Origin of the sequence: Phenylobacterium sp. Root700 (assembly GCF_001429025.1) — a bacterium.
In the GTDB taxonomy this organism is placed as follows: Bacteria; Pseudomonadota; Alphaproteobacteria; order Caulobacterales; family Caulobacteraceae; genus Phenylobacterium.
In genome coordinates this window covers 259464-279625 of sequence record NZ_LMHT01000034.1, presented here as the reverse complement: position 1 = coordinate 279625, position 20162 = coordinate 259464, and the positions used below count along the sequence as shown (strand labels likewise).

General features: G+C 69.0%; 16 protein-coding genes and 1 pseudogene. 8 read left to right on the top strand and 9 right to left on the bottom strand.

Annotation, left to right across the window (positions count from 1 at the left end; all coding sequences use genetic code 11):
• Nucleotides 1-20: 20 nt before the first annotated feature.
• Complete coding sequence (locus ASE02_RS22500) at nt 21-197, top strand: hypothetical protein (RefSeq protein ID WP_156406128.1); 177 nt, start codon at nt 21-23, stop codon at nt 195-197.
• Here the strand turns inward: ASE02_RS22500 and ASE02_RS19060 are convergent.
• The 7 genes and pseudogenes from ASE02_RS19060 to ASE02_RS23090 all read right to left on the bottom strand — a co-directional run.
• Entirely contained in the window at nt 187-1257 is a 1071-nt protein-coding gene (locus tag ASE02_RS19060; RefSeq protein ID WP_056736343.1) for a GDSL-type esterase/lipase family protein, read from the bottom strand. The two genes, ASE02_RS22500 and ASE02_RS19060, sit on opposite strands and share 11 nt — an antisense overlap.
• A 74-nt stretch (nt 1258-1331) precedes the next feature.
• On the bottom strand, nt 1332-2165 hold the full coding sequence (locus ASE02_RS22495; protein WP_156406127.1) for a hypothetical protein: 834 nt from the start codon (nt 2163-2165) through the stop codon (nt 1332-1334).
• A gap of 72 nt (nt 2166-2237) precedes the next feature.
• A complete protein-coding gene (locus ASE02_RS19045) occupies nt 2238-3131 on the bottom strand; it encodes a hypothetical protein (protein ID WP_056736338.1) in 894 nt (297 codons plus the stop codon).
• A 111-nt stretch (nt 3132-3242) separates the two neighbouring features.
• Nucleotides 3243-4565 (bottom strand): hemolysin family protein, encoded by a 1323-nt coding sequence (locus ASE02_RS19040; protein ID WP_200957724.1) that lies wholly within the window; start codon nt 4563-4565, stop codon nt 3243-3245.
• A 343-nt stretch (nt 4566-4908) separates the two neighbouring features.
• The gene (locus tag ASE02_RS19035) at nt 4909-6111 is read right to left on the bottom strand and encodes an acetyl-CoA C-acyltransferase (protein ID WP_056736333.1); all 1203 of its coding nucleotides are present in this window, start codon (nt 6109-6111) and stop codon (nt 4909-4911) included.
• A 77-nt stretch (nt 6112-6188) separates the two neighbouring features.
• Nucleotides 6189-6986: pseudogene (locus tag ASE02_RS23095) on the bottom strand (3-hydroxyacyl-CoA dehydrogenase family protein); the annotation flags it as partial.
• 1 nt (nt 6987) lies between these two features.
• The coding region (locus ASE02_RS23090; protein WP_235536756.1) for an enoyl-CoA hydratase-related protein at nt 6988-8207 on the bottom strand (1220 nt) is incomplete at its 3' end.
• Nucleotides 8208-8380: 173 nt separating this feature from the next.
• Between ASE02_RS23090 and ASE02_RS19025 the strand changes: the two genes are divergently transcribed.
• The 6 genes from ASE02_RS19025 (at nt 8381) to ASE02_RS19000 (ending at nt 16414) form a co-directional block, all read left to right on the top strand.
• Nucleotides 8381-9157: an SDR family oxidoreductase gene (locus ASE02_RS19025; RefSeq protein WP_056736329.1), complete on the top strand. Its 777-nt coding sequence runs from the start codon at nt 8381-8383 to the stop codon at nt 9155-9157.
• Between the two features lie 137 nt (nt 9158-9294).
• Nucleotides 9295-12285 carry a YdbH domain-containing protein gene (locus ASE02_RS19020; RefSeq protein WP_056736327.1) on the top strand — a complete coding sequence of 997 codons (2991 nt, stop codon included), beginning with the start codon at nt 9295-9297 and terminating at the stop codon, nt 12283-12285.
• Nucleotides 12286-12333: 48 nt separating this feature from the next.
• Nucleotides 12334-12516, top strand: coding sequence for a YnbE family lipoprotein (locus tag ASE02_RS19015; protein WP_056736326.1), 183 nt, complete (start codon nt 12334-12336; stop codon nt 12514-12516).
• An 11-nt stretch (nt 12517-12527) separates the two neighbouring features.
• Entirely contained in the window at nt 12528-12893 is a 366-nt protein-coding gene (locus ASE02_RS19010) for a YdbL family protein (RefSeq protein ID WP_235536755.1), read from the top strand.
• 754 nt (nt 12894-13647) lie between these two features.
• A complete protein-coding gene (locus ASE02_RS19005) occupies nt 13648-15087 on the top strand; it encodes a short-chain fatty acyl-CoA regulator family protein (protein WP_056736325.1) in 1440 nt (479 codons plus the stop codon).
• 97 nt (nt 15088-15184) lie between these two features.
• Nucleotides 15185-16414, top strand: coding sequence for a TetR/AcrR family transcriptional regulator (locus tag ASE02_RS19000; protein ID WP_056736324.1), 1230 nt, complete (start codon nt 15185-15187; stop codon nt 16412-16414).
• Between the two features lie 130 nt (nt 16415-16544).
• Here the strand turns inward: ASE02_RS19000 and ASE02_RS18995 are convergent, their stop codons facing one another.
• Together ASE02_RS18995 and ASE02_RS18990 are read right to left on the bottom strand one after the other, a co-directional pair.
• Nucleotides 16545-18248 (bottom strand): GAF domain-containing hybrid sensor histidine kinase/response regulator, encoded by a 1704-nt coding sequence (locus ASE02_RS18995; protein WP_056736321.1) that lies wholly within the window; start codon nt 18246-18248, stop codon nt 16545-16547.
• 189 nt (nt 18249-18437) lie between these two features.
• Nucleotides 18438-19373, bottom strand: a complete 936-nt coding sequence (locus ASE02_RS18990) for an isopenicillin N synthase family oxygenase (RefSeq protein WP_056736319.1) — start codon at nt 19371-19373, stop codon at nt 18438-18440.
• Nucleotides 19374-19473: 100 nt separating this feature from the next.
• Between ASE02_RS18990 and ASE02_RS18985 the strand changes: the two genes are divergently transcribed.
• On the top strand, nt 19474-20148 hold the full coding sequence (locus tag ASE02_RS18985) for an OmpA family protein (protein ID WP_056736318.1): 675 nt from the start codon (nt 19474-19476) through the stop codon (nt 20146-20148).
• The last annotated feature ends 14 nt before the right edge of the window (nt 20149-20162 follow it).

Sequence of the window (20162 nt, the reverse complement as noted above, 5' to 3'; positions counted from 1 at the left end):
AAACCGTGCTATGGTCCCCAATGACCGAAAAACCAGTCGAGAAGCCCGCCGCCGCCGCCATGTCCGCCCTGCGTCACCGTCCAGGCGGCTTCGCCAATGCGAACCTGAACAACAAGGGCGGCATTCACCGCAGCGAAAAGGCCGCCTCCGCGCGGTCGGCCGCGAAGTCCAAGCCGTGGTCGGGCGCTAAGCCCTGACCAGGGCCTGATCGCCCGACAACATCAGGGCGTGGAAGCGCTCGCCCATCAGTCGGTAGCCCTGCGTGTCGGGGTGCAGATCGTCCGGCAACAGATGGGCGTCGGCCTTGCCGAACAGCGAGAGGCCGTCGAGATACCGGATCGCGGTGTCGCCGGCGGCCGTCCGCGCCGCGACGACCTCCTGCAGCAACTGCCGCATCCGGACCAGGGACGGGCCGCCCAGCGACTCCTCGTCCTCACGACGCGGAGCGTAGATCGGCGAGGCGATGACCAGCGGAGTCGCCACGTGCCGTTCGCGGATGATCGAGATCATCGCGTGGGCTGAATCGGGGAAGGTGCGTTCGCGCAGCTGGCCGCCGCCATGGACATTGATCCCCAGCTTCAGGACGATGGCGTCGGCGCGGGCGTCGCGGATGATGCGCGCCGCCTGGCCCGACAGCAGGCATGATCCGGCCCAGCCGAGGTTGAGGTGGTCGAGGCCCGCCAGCCGCGCGGCCACGGCCGGCCAGCCGCTGCTGGCGCCTTCGGCCTCCATGCAGTGGGTGATCGAGCTGCCGTGGAACAGGATGCGCGGCCGAGGATCGACGGCCGGCTGGGCGCTGGCTCCGTCGTCCAGCTCCAGCCTCGTGATCGAGACGGTGGCCGATTGCGGCAGCCAAAGCTCGACGAGCTTCTTGCCCTCCGGCAGCCCGTCGAAGGCGACCGCGAAGGCTTCGTCGCCGTCGAGCGTCGCGGTCTCCAGGGCGATCTTGGCGCCGCCCTCGCCGTAGGATCGGGCGAAGAGCTCGCCGTCCACATAGAGATCGTAGGCGCCGCGCCGCTCGTTTCCAGCGGGCTGGGCCAGCAAGCGCTGGGCGCCGGTCATCCGCAGGCTGCGCGAGGTCGTGGACAGGCGGATGCGGCAGCCCGCGGCGCACGAGGCGACCCAGCGGTTGAACGGGTCGTAGAAGCCCAGTTCGGCGACCGGCAGGCGCAGGGGCTGCAGCGAGCCGCTGCGCCGCCGCACATCCACCTGACCGGCCAGCAACGGCTCGATCTCGTCCAAGGACAGGGATTTCATGTGCGTCTCCCGACTAGCGCCAAACCTTTCTAAGGACGACGGCGGAAGGCGCAAACCGAAAGCCGTGCTGAGCGTCAGTTCGGATGCAGCGCGATCGGGGCGTCGGGATCGACCGGCATGGCCGGACGCGGCGTGAAGGACGGCGCCGTGGTGGCGGGCGGCGGCGGGGCGACGGCGGGGACTGGAATGGGCTCGGGGGCGGGGACCTCCAGGCGCGGCGCGGCGACTGGTGCGGCGGCCCGCGGCGGCTCGGCGCGCCGTGCCGGCCGGGGGCTGGCGGCGGCCACGACGGTTCGAGCGGGGGGCGTGGCCACCGGCGCCGGGGCCGGTTCGGCCTCGACGGGCGGCGGCAAGGCTTGCGTCGTCTCGATCGGCGCTGCGGCGGTCGCCACGATGGCAGGCTGCTGCGGCGGCGCGGCGACCGGGGCCGGGGCGTCCTTGCTGGTCAGGATGAAGAAGGCCGCGAGCCCCGCCATGGCGGCGAGCCCGGCCCCCAGGCCGAGGATCAGCGGCGTGCGGGACTTGCGCGGCCGTGCGGCCGTGCGCGACGCGAAGACGACGGGGGCAGGCTCGGGCGCGACCACCGGCGGCGGCGGACGCGGCGCCTCCATGGCCGGAGCCGGAGCCGGAGCCGGAGCAGGCGTCGGCGCCTGGGGCGCTGGCCTCGGCGCGGCCTGCGGGATCAGCGAGCCGCTCAGAATCCCCGACGGCCGCGCCGCCGGGGTCGGCGAGAACGCCGCCGCGCGCGGCGCCGGGGCCTGGGCGGGCGCCGGTCGGGGCCGGATCTCCGGCGCCGTGCGGTCCGCCGCCTTGGGCAACGGACCGATGCTCATCGGCTTCTGGGACGGCATACGGCCCCAGGGGCTGGAGCGCGTGAAGGGATTGTCGTCCTGGTCGGGCGGCGGCATCGATGATCTCCAGCGCCGATCGGTTGGCGCGGGCCAAGTCTAGGCCAGACTTCGACGGTTGTTAGGCGCCGTCTATCTCTGCGCGGTCCGTATCGGCGCCCCGGCCGCCTTGGTCGCGCATCCGCTGGGCTCCAGCATGCCGTGCTGGGCCAGGCAGTAAATGTCCTCGTAATAGGGACCGGCCGCGGCCAGGCACTGATAGAGGTTCAGCTTGGCCACCCGCAGGCACATGCCGCTCTTGGGTTCGCTCATCAGGCCCCTGGCCTTGCCGTCCTCGCCCAGCACGGTGAGCGCGGCCACCGCCAGGCCGCGACTGACCACGGGACTGGCGCCGCCGCCACGCCGCCCGCCCTCGGAAACCGCCGCGTAGAGCCTGGCCTGGTCGCCGTCGACCGGCCGATAACCCGCGCCGGAGATCTGCTTCACCCGGGTCAGCCGGCCCTTGGCGTCGGGCACGAAGACCTTGGCCCAGGCCTGCCGCTGGATGCTGTAGGACGCCTTCTTCACCCGCGCGCCGCCGGCGGCCAGGGCCTCGCCCTGGCGATAGAGGGCGGCGTTGGCGCGGGCCGCGCCGGCGTCGGCGCCGGGCAGGCTGGCGGCCAGGTCCGGCCGGCTCGCCAGCTGCTTGGCCAGTTGTTTGTCGCGGCCGGCCTTGCGCACCCCGGCCACGAATTTCGGATCCTGCAGGGCGGCGATGGCGGCGTAGGCGATCATGCCGGCCTCCATCTGCTTGGGATCATAGGACGCCCCGACCCGCAGGCCCTCGGCGACCGAGGCCGGCCCTGAGAAGTCGGCGTCGATGGCGCGCGCATTGCGCATGAAGCTCTCGAAGGCGCTAGCCTGGGCCTCGACCTGACGATCGGCCCGGATCGCCTTGGCGTCCCGCAGCGGTGGTTTGGCCGCGCAACCGGCCAAGGCGACAACGGCGGCTGCGGCTGTGAGGCCGAGCCTGATCTTGAAGTCCATGACGGACCCCTCCCATACAAAAGGGCCCCCCCGTCAGGGACGAGACTTCACGCATTCATCATGAAAAAACGGTTGCCGAGCTTGGCCGTGGAGCGAGGTCGGCCGGGCCGCCTAGGACGCCAGGATGTCGGTCAGGGACGGTTCGTCGGGCAGCTTGGAGAACAGCAGCTTGTCGATCCGGCGGTCATCCATGTCGATCACTTCGACGCGGTAGCCGCCGATCTGGAAGACGTCGCCCTCGGCCGGCAGCCGTCCGACCTCGTGCAGGACCAGCCCCGCCACGGTGTGGAAATGGGAGCTCTCGGTGAAGTCGGCGCTCAGCGCCTTGGCCAGGTCGTCGACATCGGCGCGGCCGTCCACCAGGAAGCTGCCGTCCTCGCGGCGCAGGATGGTGGTGGGGTTTCCGGCGTCGTGGCCCTCGTCGAAGTCGCCGGCGATCATCTCCAGCAGGTCGGTCGGGGTGACCACGCCTTCCAGCGCGCCGAACTCGTCGACCACCAGGGCCATGTGCAGCGGCGTCTGCTTCAGCAGGTCGAAGGCGCGCAGCAGCGAGGTCGTCTCGACGATGTAGAGCGGCGTGGCCATCAGCTTGGCGACGTCCAACGGGACGCCGTCGAGCAGGGTGTCCAGCACGTCCTTCTTGTGGATCACGCCGACCGGCTCCTCCACGTCGGCGCCGCTGGTGACGACGATCCGCGAATAGGGGCAGGCGCGAATGTCTTCCTTCTGTTGCTCGGGGGTGTCGGCCAGCGAGATCCAGTAGACGTCGCGGCGCGGGGTCATGGCGACCCGCACCTGGCGGTCGCCCAGGCGCAGCACCTCGCCGATCATCGCCTGTTCCTCGGGCTCGATCAGGCCGGCGCTGGCGCCCTCGGCCAGGGCGCTCTCGACCTCTTCCTGGGTGATCTTCTCGCCGCGCTGGTCGCGGATGCCCAGCAGGCGCAGCACGCCGACCGTCGACGCCGTCAGCAGGGTGACGAACGGCCCCATCGCCTTGGCCATCACGGTCAGCGGGCGGGCCACCAGCGAAGCGATGGTCTCGGGGAAGGCCATGGCGAAGCGCTTGGGCACCAGCTCGCCGACGATCAGCGACAGATAGGTGATGATCACGACCACCACGGCCGTCGAGATCAGCTCCGAATAGTCGTGCAGGGCCGGGATGGTCTCCAGCATGTGGTCGAGTTCGGCGGCGATGGTCGCCTGGCCATAGGCGCCCGACAGGATGCCGATCAGGGTGATGCCGACCTGGACGGCGGCCAGGAAGCGGGTGGGGTTTTCAGACAGGCGCAGGGCGGCGGCGGCGCCCTTGTCGCCCCGCTCGGCCCGGCTTTGCAGCTTCGCGCGTCGAGAGGACACCACGGCCAGTTCGGACATGGCGAACAGGCCGTTGAGCACCAGAAGCAGGAGCACGACGACCGAGGCGAAGACGATCATTAAAGGTTGGACCCAGACGAGGCCCTCTGGGAACCCCGGCCAAAGCCTAACGGCAATGCCGCCGCCGCGCGAGAATTGATCTCGGCGGCTTGGGGCTGGTGGATCGCGATCTGGCTTTCCTCCTCCCCCGCTGCGCAGGGAAGGAAAGAGGGCTGGTCGACTTGGTTCTAACGCAGGGTGCAGGCCACCAGGTAGTCGCCCAGGCGATAGGTCATTGGGATGGCCTGGCCGCCGGCCGGCAGGCGGGCGGGCCTTCACAGCTCCTTACCGGCCTCGGCGGGGCTCCCAACGAAAAAGGGCCGCCCCGAGGGACGGCCCTTCGTCTCATGGATGTCGTTCGAGCTTAGAAGATCTCGAACAGGCCGGCCGCGCCCATACCGCCGCCGACGCACATGGTGACGACGCCGTACTTGGCGCCGCGACGCTTGCCTTCATGCAGGATGTGGCCGGTCGCGCGCGCGCCGGTCATGCCGTAGGGGTGGCCGATCGAGATGGCGCCGCCCGAGACATTGTACTTCGCTGGGTCGATGCCCAGGTGGTCGCGGCAGTACAGGACCTGCGAGGCGAAGGCCTCGTTCAGCTCCCACATGTCGATGTCGTCGATGGTCAGGCCGTTGCGGGCCAGCAGCTTGGGGATCGCGAACACCGGGCCGATGCCCATTTCTTCCGGGCCGCAGCCGGCCACGGCCATGCCGCGATAGGCGCCGAGCGGGGTCAGGCCGCGCTTTTCAGCTTCCTTGCGTTCCATCAGCACCACGGCGGCGGCGCCGTCGGACAGCTGCGAAGCGTTACCGGCGGTGACGAACTTGCCTTCCTTGACGAAGATGCCGCCCTTGAAGACCGGGGCCAGCTTCTGCAGGTCGGCCAGGGTGGTCGAGGGACGGTTGCCCTCGTCCTGGGTGAGGGTGACTTCCTTTTCGGAGAACTCGCCGGTCTCCTTGTTCTGCACCATCATGACCGAGGCCAGCGGCGCGAGTTCGGCGTTGAACACGCCGGCGGCCTGGGCCGCGGCGGTGCGCTGCTGCGATTGCAGGGCGTATTCGTCCTGGGCTTCGCGGCTGATGCCGTAGCGCTCGGCCACGATCTCGGCGGTCTCGATCATCGAGGTGTGGATTTCCGGCACGTGCTCGTTGAGCCACTTATCGCTGGTGCGATAGCGGTTCATCTTGTCGTTCTGCACCAGGCTGATCGACTCCAGGCCACCGCCGATGGCGACCGTGGCGCCGTCGTTGATGATGTACTTGGCGGCCGTGGCGATGCCCATCAGGCCCGAGGAGCACTGGCGGTCGAGCGTCATGCCCGAGACGGTGTTCGGCAGGCCGGCGCGCAGGGCGGCTTGCCGGGCGATGTTGTTGCCGGTCGAACCCTGTTGCAGGGCCGCGCCCATGACCACGTCGTCGATTTCGCCCGGATCGACGCCAGCGCGTTCGATCGCGGCGCGGATCACGTGGCCGCCGAGCTCGGCGCCGGAGGTGTTGTTGAACGCGCCGCGATAGGCCTTGCCGATCGGGGTGCGGGCGGTGGAGACGATAACGGCTTCACGCATGGGAGAGGGTCCTAGCTTGGGGAGGAAGATCGGCCCTGGGATCCGCATCCGGATCCCAGGGATAGGAAAGGGTCGCCTTACAGGTCGGCGAACTTCTTGTTTTCAGCGACAAGCTTTTCCAGGAGCGCGGCCGGCTTGAACTGGTCGCCCATGGTGGCTTGGAATTCCTTCATCTTGGCCAGCACCTTGGCCGGACCGACTTGATCGCCATAGTGCATCGGGCCGCCGCGATAGACCGGCCAGCCGTAGCCGTTCTGCCAGACCACATCGACGTCGGAGGCGCGGATGGCCTTGCCCTCTTCGAGGATCTTCACGCCCTCGTTGATCATCGGGAAGATGCAGCGCTCGAGGATTTCCTCGTCGCTGATCTTGCGCGGGTTGGCGCCCGACTTGACGATGAAGTCGTTGATGACCTGCTCGGTGAACGGGCTTGGCTTGGCGATACGGTTCTCGTCGTAGTCGTAGTAGCCGGCGCCGGTCTTCTGGCCGCGGCGGTCAGCTTCGCAGAGCACGTCGCGGATGGTCGCGCCGTTGGACTTTTCCTTCACCCAGCCGATATCCAGGCCGGCCAGGTCGCTCATGGCGAACGGACCCATGGGGAAGCCGAAGTCGTAGAGCACGCGGTCGACGTCCCACGGCATGGCGCCTTCCAGCACCAGCTTCTGGGCTTCGCGCTGGCGCGCGCCCAGGATGCGGTTGCCGACGAAACCGGGGCAGACCCCGACCAGCACGGCGATCTTGCCGATCTGCTTGGCCAGCTTCATCGAGGTGGCGATCACCTCGTTGGAGGTGTGGTCGGCGCGGACGATCTCCAGCAGCTTCATCACATTGGCTGGCGAGAAGAAGTGCAGGCCGATGACGCTTTCCGGACGCTTNTTGCAGATGGCGTCGAGCTTGGTGAAGATGTCCTTCTTGATGTCCATGCGCTCGAACACCGCCTCGATCACCAGATCGACATCGGCGAACGAGTCTTCCATCGACAGCGAGCCGGTGATCAGCGCGCAGCGCTCCTCGACCTGGGCCGCCGTGATGCCGCCGCGCGAGGCGGTGCGCTCATAGTTCTTGCGGATGGTGGCCAGGCCGCGGTCGAGCGGCTCTTGCTGCTGCTCGACGATCACCACCGGGATGCCGGCGTTGGCGAAGTTCATCGCGATGCCGCCGCCCATGGTGCCGGCGCCGATGATGCCAACTTTCTTGATCGGGATCAGCGCGGTGTCGTCCGGCACGCCGGGGATCTTCTGGGCGGTGCGCTCGGCGAAGAACGAATAGCGCTGGGCGGCCGACTGCGGGCCGCTCATCAGTTCGCCGAACAGCTTGCGCTCGACCGCCAGCCCCTCGTCGAAGGGCAGGTTCACCGCGGCCTCGATGGTCTGGATGTTGTATTCTGGGGCCAGGAAGCCGCGGAACTTGCGGGCGTTGGCCTTGCGGAACTCGGCGAAGATCTCGGGCTTGCCGCGGGCCGCCTCGACCTTTTCGTTCTGGTCGCGGATCTTGCGCAGCGGGCGGCCTTCGGCGGCCACCTTCTTGGCGAAGGCCAGCGCGCCGTCCTTCAGCTTGCCTTCTTCGACCAGCTCGTCGGCCAGGCCGCCGGCCAGGGCTTCCTTGGCGCCGACGTGACGGCCCGAGGTCATCATTTCCAGGGCGCGCTCGGGGCCGACCACGCGGGGCAGGCGCTGGGTGCCGCCGGCGCCCGGCAGCAGGCCGAGGTTCACTTCGGGCAGGCCGAACTTGGCCGACGGAACCGCGACGCGGTAGTGGGCGCACAGCGCCACTTCCAGGCCGCCGCCCAGCACGGTGCCGTGGATCGCGGCGATCACCGGCTTGGGCGAGTTTTCCATCATGTTCTGGACGTCGAACAGGCTGGGACCGGTCATGGCCCCGCCGAATTCGGTGATGTCGGCGCCGGCGATGAAGGTGCGGCCCTCGCAGATCAGCACGATGGACTTGGCGGCGTCATTGGCGATCGCGGCCTTGAAGCCTTCGTAGAGGCCTTCGCGGACCTTGGCCGACAGGGCGTTCACCGGGGGTGAATTGAGGGTGATGACAGCGACGTCGCCTTCGAGCGAGAGGTCGGTCACCGAATTGATCTCGGCCATTTGCGCATCCTCGACTGATTGGAGAGGGGCGGCTCGTGGACGCGGCCACCCTCGATTCAAACGGTTGTTTACAGGCCCCGCCAAATCGGCGCGAGTCAAAAATCCGTTGGGTTTCCGGACGCCGAACGCGGGTTCATAAGCGCTACCAACGATCACCTTAGGGGAAGCAAGACATGGCTCAGGGACTGTTTTCGCTGGAGGGCCGCGTGGCCCTCGTCACCGGCGGCTCGCGCGGCATCGGCAAGATGATCGCCAAGGGCTTCATCGACCAAGGCGCCAAGGTCTACATCTCCTCGCGCAAGCCGGGCGCCTGCGACGAGGCCGCCGCCGAACTGGGCGAAAACTGCATCTCGCTGCCGCAGGACGTCGCGACGGTGGAGGGCTGCAAGGCGCTGGCCAAGCGGCTGACCGACGTCGAGCCGAAACTCGACATCCTGGTCAACAACGCCGGCGCGGCCTGGGGCGCGCCCTTTGATGAGTTCCCGGAAAGCGGCTGGGACAAGGTCATGGACCTGAACCTGAAGTCGCCGTTCTTCCTGACCCAGGCGCTGCATGGCGCCCTGAAGGCCGCCGCCAGCCACGACCAACCGGCCAAGGTCATCAACATCTGCTCGATCGACGGCATCCGCCTCAATCCGCAGGAGACCTATTCCTACCACGCGTCCAAGTCGGGCCTGATCTATCTGACCCGCCGGATGGCCGCCGAGTTGATCAAGGATTCGATCAACGTCACCGGCATCGCGCCCGGCGCCTTCGCCTCGGAAATGAACCGCGTGGCCCGCGACCAGGGCGACGAAATCGCCAAGCGCATCCCCTCGCGCCGCATCGGCCGTGACGAGGACATGGCCGCGGCCGCCATCTACCTGGCCAGCCGGGCCGGCGACTACGTGGTCGGCGAGACCATCGCGGTCGATGGCGGCGTCGCCCTGGCCAGCCCCGGCGGACTTTAAAACTTCCGGACGGCCACGCTTTCGGCTGTTTTGCGTTATGACCTGACTCAGAGCAGCCGACGTCGTCCCGTTTGACCGAACCCGATACCTCTCCGCCGTCCCGGGCGACCCGACGCAGATGGCGGCGCGGGCGCACGGTGCTGGCTGTCGTGGTGCTGGTCGGGGCGGTCGCCGGCTCCACGGTCTATGTGACCCGCCGGGTGATCGCCCGCGAGATCCTGGTCGGCTGGTTGCAGTCGCGCGGCGTCCCGGCCGAGGTGCAGTTCCGCGATTTTGAGTTCGGCGGCTTCTCGGCCCGGGTGCGGGTCGGCCCTGAGCTGGCGCCCGACGTGACCGCCGATCTGGTCGAGATCCACTACGGCTTCACCGGCTTCTGGGCGGGCAAGCCGCTGGGCGTCGAGGTCTCCTCGGTGACCTTGCACCGGCCGATCGTGCGGGCCAGCCTGAAGGGCGGCAAGTTCAGCCTCGGCTCGCTGGACCCGCTGATCGAGGAATTCACCAAGCAGCCGCCGTCGCCCGGCGCCGTGAAGCCGCGGATCGAGGTGCGCGAAGGCGTGCTTCGCCTGGCCACCGACTACGGCCCGCTCGCCGCCCGCGCCAACGGACGGATGGAGAACGGCAAGCTGATGGCGCTCGACGCCCGCTTCGATCCGGCGGTGCTGAAAGGGCGGGGAGGCAGCCTGGCCACCGGCGCGGCGCAACTGCTGCTGATCACCAACCGCGACCGGGTCGACATCCTGCTGACCGCGCCGCTGACGGACCTGAAGTTCGGCGACATCGCCGCGCGCCAGGCCAAGCTGCGGTTCTCCGCCCAAGGTCCCTATCCCGACTTCGAGAAGCGGCGCGGCGAGGGCAAGGTCATCGCCCGGTTGGACCTGGACGGCGCGGCGCTGGACGCCCGCGCCGACCAACTGCGCGACTTCAAGCTCCTGGCCCGGTTCGAGGGCGCCTCGACCGGATGGTTCGAGACCTTGGCCCTGCGCGGCGACGGCTCGATCGAGGCCGGCGCCCAGGCAGTCAAGGCCGGAGGCGTGGAGGCCAAGGGTCTGCGCGCCGACGCCACCGTCAGCGACCTGCGCTGGACGCGCTCGGCCGGCGACGTGGTCTCCAGCGAGATCAGCACCCGGGTCACCGCCGCCTCGGCCTGGGCCGGCGACCTGACCCTGGCGGGCGCCAAGGCCGACTTCGGCGGCCTGGTCGCCTTCGACGACCGCCGGCTGGACCTGGCCCTGCGCGGCTCGCTGGCCTCGCGCGGCGCCTGGACCGGCCTGGGCGGCGCCCGTGCCGATGACAGCCCCGAGATCGCCGCCCTGAAGGCCGCCGCCGGCGGCTTCCAGCTCACCGCCAATTCGCTGTCGCTCAGCGCCTCGGAAGGCGACCTCTCGGTGCGCCTGGGCGTGCCGGCCAAGATCCGCACCGACAGCGGCGGGCAGGTGTCGCTGTCGCGCGCCGGCGGTCCGATCTACGCCAATGGCGCGGGCGCCTTCGACCTGGCGGTGTCGGGCGGCGGCCTGCCGGAGCTCAGCGTCAACGCCCAGAACTATCGCCTCACCAAGGACGGCCTCGTCGCCACCGGCCAGGCTAAGGTCGCGGGCAGCTTCGCGCCGGTCCGTGAGGGCGTGCTCGACACGGCCGGGACCCTGCGGCTCGCCGGCGGCGCGCTCGACTTCACCGCCAGCCGTTGCGCCGTCGTCACCGCCGGCCATGTCGAGCTGGGCGAAAACGATCTGGAGAAGGTCGACGCCCAGGTCTGCCCGACCCCCGGCGCGCCGCTCGTCACCCTCAAGGACGGAGCATGGCGGCTGCGCGGCGAGGCCAAGGCCGCCGCGACCCAGGTTCCGTTCCTGGAGGCCAAGCTCTCCGAGGCCTCAGGCCGCATCGATCTCTCCGGCCAGGGCCAGGCCCTGCGCGGCCAGGTCGCTGTCGCCACCGCCCGGATCGACGATCTGGCGGCGGCGACCCGGTTCCGGCCGGTGCGTGGCTTTGGCCTGGCCCGCGCGGCCGGCGGCGGCTGGACGGGGGCGTTCACGCTCACGGACCTTGCCGGGCGGCGTCTGGGCCAGGCCGATCTGCGCCACGGCGCCGATGGGCGCGGCGCGCTGGAGTTCGACAGCGGCCTGCTGACCTTCGAGGAGGGCGGCCTGCAGCCGATGAACCTCTCGCCGCTGGCCAGCGTCGTGGCCTCGCCGGCCAGCGGCCGGGCGCGGTTCGACGGTCATATCGGCTGGGGCCCCGACACCTCCGAGAGCCACGGAACCCTGAGCGTCGAGCGTCTGGACTTCGTCAGCCCCCTCGGTCCGGTGGTCGGCCTGTCGGGGCAGGTGGCGTTCACCAGCCTGATCCCGCTCACCGCCGCGCCGGGCCAGAGCCTAAAGGCCGAGGCGGTGAACACCCTGGTTCCGCTGACCGACGTCGACATCAAGTTCGGCCTGGAAGGCGAGGCCCTGATCGTCGAGGGCGCCGCGCTGGCGGTCGGCGGCGGCACGCTGGCCTTCGAGCCCTTCACCGTGCCGTTCAAGGCCGGCGCGCCATGGACCGGCGTGCTCAATTTCCAGGGCGTGCAGGTCAAGGACCTGATCGAGGCCTCGCCGTTCGGCGACCGGGTCGATCTCGAGGCGCGGCTGACCGGGCGGGTGCCGTTCGCGGTGACGCCGCAGGGCGTGCGGGTGTCGGGCGGAACCTTGGCGGCGATCGAGCCGGGACGACTGTCGATCCTGCGCGAGGCCCTGACCACGGTGGGCGCCGAGGGCGGTGCGGTCACCGCCCCGGTGCCGGGCTCTGCCCCGGCCGAGGTCGCGCCGGAGGCCACCAACACCTTCACCGAATTCGCCTATCAGGCCATGGAGGACCTGGCCTTCGAACAGCTCGACGCCGAGGTGAACAGCCTCGACAACGGCCGCCTGGGCGTCCTGCTGCACATCAAGGGCGAGCATAGCCCGCCGAAGAAGCAGGAGATCCGCCTGACCCTCCTGCAGCTGATCCGCCGGGACTTCCTGAACCAGAGCCTGCCGCTGCCGTCGGGCACCAAGGTCGACCTGACCTTGGACACCTCGCTGAACATGGATCAGCTTCTAAAGGACTTCGCCGACTATCAGGCGCTGCGCGGTTCACAAGCGGTTCAGCCGTGACGGACCACTGTGGCTGTGCTTCTTGAGGCCGTGATTTTGGAGAACCGTATGAACAGAGCTCTTCCCGCCGCGGCCGCCTTGGCCGGCGTGGCCTTCTTGAGCGCATGCGCGCCCACCGTGCGGGTGGAGGTTGCGCCGATCACGATCTACGCCAAGCTGGACGCCGACGTGCGCCTGCGCCTCGACGATGACGTCAAGGCGTTGATCCAGCAGAATCCGAACCTGTTCTAAGGGGTATGACCATGAGCTTCTTCAAACTGATGGCGCCCGTCGCCGCCGTGGTCGGCAGCCTCACCCTGGCTGGCGCGGCTCTCGCAGATCCCGCCTCGGCCAAGGCCGCCGTCGATTCCGCCAAGGCGGCCGGCGTGGTGGGCGAGCAGGCTGACGGCTTCCTGGGCTTCGTGAACGCCGGCGCCGCCAGCGGCGAGGTCAAGGCCGCCGTGGCCGAGATCAACGCCGGCCGTCGCCAGCTCTATTCTCAGGCCGCCGCCAAGAACGGCGTCACCCCCGCCGCCGCCGGCGCCTCGGCGTTCCGCTCGGTGGTGCAGGGCCTGCTGAAGTCCGGCGAATACTACCAAAACACCGCCGGCGCCTGGACCAAGAAGTAGGGTCAGGTTCCTCTCCCTTGGGAGAGGCTAGGTGAGGGGGCGCCGCGCAGCGGCGCTCCAGCGCTAGCCGGTGCTATGGCCGGCTGGACCCGCCCCCTCCACCACGCTGACGCGCGGTTCCCCTTCCCCGCTACGCAGGGGAGGAAAGGGTTTGGCTGATTGAGTTTTGGGGCGCCGCGAAATTCCCGCGAAGCGGTCGGGGTGGGACGGCGACCGAATTTAACCGTCCCACCCGTCGGCACCCTCCCGCGAACGGGAGGCGTCTTCGATGTTCAATTCAAAAAAAGCGAGCCCGTCCAGAACCAGAAGGCTTGGACGGGCTCGAGGAGAGACTGTTGGGCGCAGGCCCCGTGACGTCAGGCCGGCAGCACGAGCTGTTCCGAGGCGATGGCGAACCGTGTGGTGGCCTGNCCCAATACTTGGGGCGCGCCGTTCTTCAACTTGGTGAAGGCCAGGCAGCTATATTCGCCGCCGACAACCCAGAACCGTTCCTTCGTCATGGTCCCTTGCTCCCCCGGCCGCAGCCGGAACTGAGTCTTGCTTGAATTGAACCGTCTGCTGGTCTCCGGCGGGGGCTGGATGGGCGGCCCGTCGCCGATGACAATGTTGCTGCTGATCAGCCTGTATTTTTTACAAGCCGCTGAGTGCATCTAACGCTTGTGGGGATTGGGATGATAGGCCAATCGCGTGCAACAAAGCTCAGTTGTCACAGTGAGACCTTGTCACAATTGTAAATATGTGACAATCAGACTCCATGGCCGCCGCCTCCACCGACCGCAAACTGTTCCTGGGCGCGCGCATGAAGCGCATGCGCCGCGAGCTTGGCCTGACCCAGACGCGGATGGCCGAGGACCTGGGGGTTTCGCCCAGCTACCTGAACCTGTTGGAGCGCAATCAGCGGCCAGTCACCGCCCAGGTGCTGCTGCGGTTGGCCGAGGCCTATGACCTCGACCTGAAGACCCTGTCGTCCGACCCGGAATCGACCAGCGCCACCGGACTGTCGGAGGTGTTCTCCGACCAGATGTTCCGCGACCTCGGCGTCGCCCGCCATGAGATCGCCGAGGTGGCCGACAGCGCGCCGGCCGTCTCCGAGGCCATCGTGCGGCTCTACCGCGCCTATCTCGACCAGCGCCGCCTGACCGAGCTCGGCTCCATCGGTCGCCCGGAGGAGGGCGCCGGCGCGGGGTCGGCCGTGCTGCCGTCGGACTGGGTGCGCGACTTCATCCAGGCGCAGAAGAACTACTTCGCCGAACTGGAGGACGCCGCCGACGAGATGGTGGCGCAACTCGCCTACGAGCCGCAGGAATTCGCCGCCGCCGCCCGCGAGCGCTTGGCCAAGCGTCACAACATCACCGTGCGGGTCGTGCCGATCGACGTGCTGCCGGAATCGGTCCGCCGCTACGATCATCACCGCAAGCGGCTGTTCCTGTCGGAGGTGCTGACCGTGGCGGGACGCTCCTTCGCGGTCGCCTATCAGCTGGCCATCCAGGAATACGGCCCGCTGCTCGACGCCATGGCCGACCGGGCTGGTCCGCCCGACCGTCCGACCCGCAATCTGCTGAAGGTGTCGCTGGCCAACTACCTGGCCGCCGGCTTCCTGATGCCCTACGCCGCCTTCCACGAGGCCGCCGAGCGCGCCGCCTACGACATCGAGCTGATCCGCTCACGGTTCGGGGTATCGTTCGAGCAGGCCTGCCACCGGCTGACCACCCTGGTCCGGCCCGGCGCGCGCGGGGTGCCGTTCTTCATGCTGCGGGTCGACTCGGCGGGGAACATCTCCAAGCGGTTCGCCGGCGCGACCTTCCCGTTCTCGCGCTTTGGCGGCACCTGTCCGCGCTGGAACATCCACGCCAGCTTCCGCACGCCGGGCCGGATGGTCACCCAGATCGTCGAAACCCCGGACGGCCAGCGCTACTTCACCCTGTCGCGCACCGTCAGCCGGATCGCCACCTCCTACACCAGCGACGATTCCGAACTGGCCATCGGCATGGGCTGCGAGCTGAAGTTCGCCGAGCGCCTGGTCTATTCGCGCGGCATCGACCTGCGCGATCCGATCGCCACGGCCATCGGCCCGGCCTGCCGGATCTGCGAGCGCCCGGCCTGTAAGCAACGCGCGGCCGAACCGATCAACCGCACCCTGACGGTCGATGACTTCACCAAGTCGATCTCGCCCTATCCCTTCGCCTCCGGCTGAGGCGCGCTGTCGCCTTGCGCCGATAGGGGCTTCGGCTACTAAGGAGGTTAGGCGAAGGCTCCGGACCAGGGGCCGCGCGCGGGGCGGACCAGGATTGATGACGGAACGTAAGGGCGTGCGATCGACGGACCGCTTCCGAAAGAAGCGTGAAGCCATCCTCGACGCCTCCACGGTCATTCTGAACCAGCACGGCGTGAAGGGCCTGACCCTCGCCGTCGCCGCCGCCGCCGTGGATCTCTCCACGACCAGCGTGACCTACTACTTCAAGCGCAAGGACGACCTGGCCGCCGCCTGCATCATGCGCGGCCTGGACTGGCTGCTGGCCGCCGCCGACACCGCCGTCGCCGAGCCCTCGCCGCCCGAGCGCCTGCACAAGCTGCTGGAGCTTTACCTGGAGCGGCTGCGCCTGGCCGCCGTCGGCCTGGCCCCGCCGCTGCCGGCGCTCTCCGACATCCGCGCGCTGAACAATCCGCGCCGGACCGAGGTGGTCGAAGCCTTCGTGAAGCTGTTCCGCAAGGTTCGCGGCCTGTTCGAATCCCCGGACTTCGTCTGGCTGGGCCGGGGGCGGCGCTCGGCGCGGACCCACATGCTGCTCGAGCAGATGTTCTGGGCCGCGGCCTGGCTGCGCAAGTACGATCCCGAGGACTATGTCCGCATCCGCGAGCGGATGTACGACATCCTGGTCGGCGGTCTGGCCGTCGACGGCGCGGCGTGGGAGCCGACCGCCATCCCGCTGGCCGATCTCGCCGCCCACGAAGGCCCGGAGATGAGCCGCGAGACCTTCCTGCTGGCGGCCACCCGGCTGATCAACACCCGCGGCTATCGCGGCGCGTCGGTCGACAAGATCTCAGCCGAGCTGAACGTCACCAAGGGCTCGTTCTATCACCACAACGACGCCAAGGACGATCTGGTCGTGGCCTGCTTCGACCGCACCTTCGACGTCATGCGCCGGGTGCAGCGGCTGGCCATGGGCCTGGACGGCGATCAGTGGATGCGGATCTCCAGCGCCGCCGCCGCCTTGGCGGAATACCAGCTGTCGGACTATGGCCCGCTGCTACGCACCTCGGCGCTGTCGGCCCTGCCTAGCGAGATCCGCGAGGAGCAGGTCGCCCACTCTAACCGCGTCTCCGACCGCTTCGCCTCGATGATCTCCGACGGCATCGCCGAGGGCTCGATCCGGCCGGTCGACCCGTTCATCGCCGCCCAGATGCTGAACGCTACCCTGAACGCCGGCGCCGAGCTAGGCTTCTGGGTCAAGGGCGTGACCCAAAAAGCCGCCCCCGACGTCTTCGCCCGCCCGGCGCTGATGGGCATCTTCGTGCGCTAGATGGGTTCTTTTCCTCCCCCGCTGCGCAAGGGAGGAAAGGGCGAGCGGGGCGCAGATGNTCAGCAAGCCCCCTCCGTCGCGCGTGCCGCGCGCCACCTCCCCCAGCGGGGGAGGATCTGAGGCGCCAGGCTCAGGCCTGTAGGGCCACGACGTTGGGCGCCGCTCCGGCCGCCGCCAGCTTCTCTGACCAGACCATCTCGACCACGTGCAGCAACCGCTCGGCGGTGATCGGCTTGGTCACGTGGCCGTCGGCTCCGGCCCGAAGGGAGGCCTCGGCGTGTTCGGGCATGGCGTTGGCGGTGAGGGTGTAGATCGGCGTGCGGCGGCCTAGCCGCGCCTCGCGCCGGCGGATCGCGGCGATGGCGGTCAGCCCGTCCATCACCGGCATCTGCATGTCCATCAAGATCAGGTCGAAGTGTGAGCGCGCGGCCTCGTCCACCGCCTCGGCCCCGTTCTCGACCGCGATCAGGTCGACCCCCGCCGCGCCCAGGATCAGCTCGACCACCCGCCGGTTGGTGGGATGATCCTCGGCCAGCAGCACGCGCATGGCGTCCAACGCGGTCTCCTCGGCCTCGGCGGTCTCGTGCTCGCCCCACATCTCCACCGCGCCGTGACGACGCGGCAGCTCCAGCGACAGGACGAACGTCGCGCCCCGGCGCGGAACCGCTTGGGCGCTCAGGTCGCCGCCCATCGCCTCGGCCAGCGAGCGCGAGATGGCCAGGCCCAGGCCCGTGCCGCCGTACTGGCGGGTGATCGAGCCGTCGGCCTGCTGGAAGCGGCCGAACAGGCGCTGGCGGGTCTCGTCGTCGAACCCGATGCCGGTGTCGGCGACGGTGAAGGTCAGGTGCGTGGTGGTCTCGTCCCGCTGCGCGGCGACCAGCAGCTTGACCTCGCCCTGATCGGTGAACTTCACCGCATTGCCCAGCAGGTTGGTCAGGATCTGGCGGATGCGCGGCCCGTCGCCCTCGAACGAGCCCCGCGCATAGGGCTCGATCTCCACCGTCAGCTTCAGGTCCTTAGCCTGGGCGCTGGCCTCGAACAGCGCCGCGCAGGCGTTGACCGAGGTCGCCAGGTCGAAGGGCTCAGGCCGGATCTCCAAACGCCCGGCCTCGATACGCGCCAGGTCCAGGATGTCGGTGAGCAGCGCCTCCAGCGTCTGGGCCGAGGTCTCGATCAACTGGACCATCTCGGCCTGCGGCGGGGTCAGGCTGGTCCGGGCCAGGGCGCCGGCGATCCCCATCACCCCGTTCAGCGGCGTGCGGATCTCGTGGCTCATATTGGCCAGGAACTCGCTCTTGGCCTTGTTGGCGGCCTCGGCCTCGCCGGCGAACTTCACCAGGTCGCGCTGGGCGTGATGGCGCGAGCATTCGTTGGAGGCGATGGCCGCCAGGTCGATCAGGAAGTCGACCATGCCCCGGTCGTGGGCGCGGGGCTCGCCGCCGGCCACGCAGACCACGCCGATCGGCTGCCCGTCGGCCAGCCGGATGGGCGCCCCGGCATAGAACCGCACCCCCTCGGCGCCCGACACATGCGGGTGGTCGCAGAAGCGCGCGTCCTCCAGGGCGTTGGTCACCCACAGCACGCCGTCGTCGCGCACCACGATCTCGGAGAACGACTGGTCCTCGCAGACCTCCTTCGTCCATTCGGGTCCGACGCTGGCGTGCCAGCTGCGCTTGGCGCCGACCATCACCACGTCGCCCAGGTCGAGGTTCGCGAAGGCCCGGGCCAGGCGGCCGATCCGCTCGAAGGTCGGCTTCAACTCGTCCAGGTCCAGGGTGGCGATGGCGGCGAGGCGCGCGGCCTCGGCCTGCAGGGCCGATCCTTCCTTGGACATGTCTTCTCCCCGACCCGTATTTTGGCGGGAGCTTCGGTGTACGGAGTTAAATTTCCGTCTTTATCGGAACGGTGTTCGGCAACCGCTGGTCGTTTTGTTGTGGACCGAGGTCCAGCGCCGGCCACGAGCGCCCGCCGTCGTTCCAGCGCCATCCAAAAATACAAATTTCCCAGCGGGTTAAGGTCGCCCCTAGAGCAGCTTGATTTCCCGCAGGCGCTGCTTGAGGAACTCATCGGCGGTGATCGGCGGCAGGCCCCGGTCGGGATGCTCGGCGTCGACGCAACCTGGCAGCGTGCGGATCTCGTAGTCCGGATTGAAGTGCAGGAAGAACGGCGTCGAGTAGCGCGCAAAGCCCCGGCGTTCCGGCGCCGGATTGACCACCCGGTGCGTGGTGGAGGGCAGGACGTGGTTGGTCAACCGCTGCAGCATGTCGCCGATATTGCAGACCACCGAGCCGGCCGGCGGGTTGATCGCCAGCCACTGGCCGTCGCGGTCTAGAACCTCCAGCCCGGCCTCCTCGGCGCCCAGCAGCAGGGTGATGACGTTGATGTCCTCGTGCGCCCCGGCCCGGATATTGGGGCCGTCCTTGGGCACTGGCGGATAGTGCAGCAGGCGCAGGATCGAGTTGCCCTGATCCACCGTGGCGTCGAAGAAATCGCGGTCGAGCTTCAGATAGACCGCGATGGCCTCCAGCACTTGGCGGCCAAGGCCGTCCAGCGTGTTGAACAGCCAGGCGATCTCGGCGTGAAATTCCGGGACCTCGGCCGGCCACACATTGCTGGGCATATAGGCGGCGAACCGGTGGCCGGGGGGCAGGTCGCGCCCCATGTGCCAGAACTCCTTCAGGTCGAAGTGCTGGGCGTCCTTGGCGGTCTCGATGCCGAACGGGGTGTAGCCGCGCTGGCCGCCGACCCCGACCACATAGGCGCGCTTCATGGCCTCGGGCAGGGCGAAGAAGGCCTTGGTCGCGGCGATCGCCGCCTCGATGCGGGGCTGCGGCAGGTCGTGGTCGGAGATCACCGCGAAGCCGTAGCGCGCGAACGAGCCGCCCAGGTCCTGGGAGAAGCCCGCGAAGTCGCCCGCCAGGCGCTGGAACGAAACCGGTTTGATCGATGCTGTCGTCACGTCTGATCCTTCACCCCGATTGATCGGGAACCTTGACCGTAGCGACGGCGTTCGCAACGGATGTCCTTTAGCCCTCGAAGTTTCGAGCAGGAGATCAACGATGCGTAACTGGACCGCCCTTGCGGCATGTATATTGGGCGCCGGCGCCATGTCGGCCTGCACCACGGTGGACCCCTACACCGGACAGACGGTTCGCAACAACACCGGCACCGGGGTTCTGGCCGGCGCCCTGGGCGGCGCGGCGCTGGGCTACCTGACCAACACCAACCGCAGCGAACAGGGCCGCAAGAACGCCCTGATCGGCGCCGGGGTCGGCGCGCTCGCGGGCGCGGGGGTCGGCAACTACATGGACCGCCAACAGGCCGAGCTGCGCCGTGAACTGGCCGGCAGCGGCGTCGACGTCCAGCGCCAGGGCGACAACATCGTCCTGCAAATGCCCAGCGACGTGACGTTCGGCTTCGACCGGGCGGACATCCAGCCGCAGTTCTTCGACACCCTGGCCGACGTCTCGCGGACCCTGAACAACTATCCGCAGACCCTGGTCGACGTGGTCGGCCATGCCGATTCCACCGGCCGGGCCGAGTACAATCAGCAACTGTCGGAGCGCCGCGCCCTGGCCGTCGCCGACTTCCTGACCGGCCGCGGCGGCGTGCTGCGCGACCGCCTCTATGTGGAAGGCCGCGGCTCCAACCAGCCGATCGCCGACAACGCCACCGAGCAGGGCCGCGCCCAGAACCGCCGCGTCGAGATCGTGCTGCGGCCCTACACCGGCTGACGCGCGCCAGATGC

Coding starts and splice junctions, on each gene's coding strand:
- ASE02_RS22500 (WP_156406128.1), top strand. CDS start 21: ATGACCGAAAAACCAGTCGAGAAGCCCGCCGCCGCCGCCATGTCCGCC.
- ASE02_RS19010 (WP_235536755.1), top strand. CDS start 12,528: ATGAGCTTCTTCAAACTGATGGCGCCCGTCGCCGCCGTGGTCGGCAGC.
- ASE02_RS19060 (WP_056736343.1), bottom strand. CDS start 1,257: ATGAAATCCCTGTCCTTGGACGAGATCGAGCCGTTGCTGGCCGGTCAG.
- ASE02_RS19025 (WP_056736329.1), top strand. CDS start 8,381: ATGGCTCAGGGACTGTTTTCGCTGGAGGGCCGCGTGGCCCTCGTCACC.
- ASE02_RS19035 (WP_056736333.1), bottom strand. CDS start 6,111: ATGCGTGAAGCCGTTATCGTCTCCACCGCCCGCACCCCGATCGGCAAG.
- ASE02_RS19000 (WP_056736324.1), top strand. CDS start 15,185: ATGACGGAACGTAAGGGCGTGCGATCGACGGACCGCTTCCGAAAGAAG.
- ASE02_RS19005 (WP_056736325.1), top strand. CDS start 13,648: ATGGCCGCCGCCTCCACCGACCGCAAACTGTTCCTGGGCGCGCGCATG.
- ASE02_RS18985 (WP_056736318.1), top strand. CDS start 19,474: ATGCGTAACTGGACCGCCCTTGCGGCATGTATATTGGGCGCCGGCGCC.
- ASE02_RS19045 (WP_056736338.1), bottom strand. CDS start 3,131: ATGGACTTCAAGATCAGGCTCGGCCTCACAGCCGCAGCCGCCGTTGTC.
- ASE02_RS18995 (WP_056736321.1), bottom strand. CDS start 18,248: ATGTCCAAGGAAGGATCGGCCCTGCAGGCCGAGGCCGCGCGCCTCGCC.
- ASE02_RS19015 (WP_056736326.1), top strand. CDS start 12,334: ATGAACAGAGCTCTTCCCGCCGCGGCCGCCTTGGCCGGCGTGGCCTTC.
- ASE02_RS19040 (WP_200957724.1), bottom strand. CDS start 4,565: ATGATCGTCTTCGCCTCGGTCGTCGTGCTCCTGCTTCTGGTGCTCAAC.
- ASE02_RS22495 (WP_156406127.1), bottom strand. CDS start 2,165: ATGCCGCCGCCCGACCAGGACGACAATCCCTTCACGCGCTCCAGCCCC.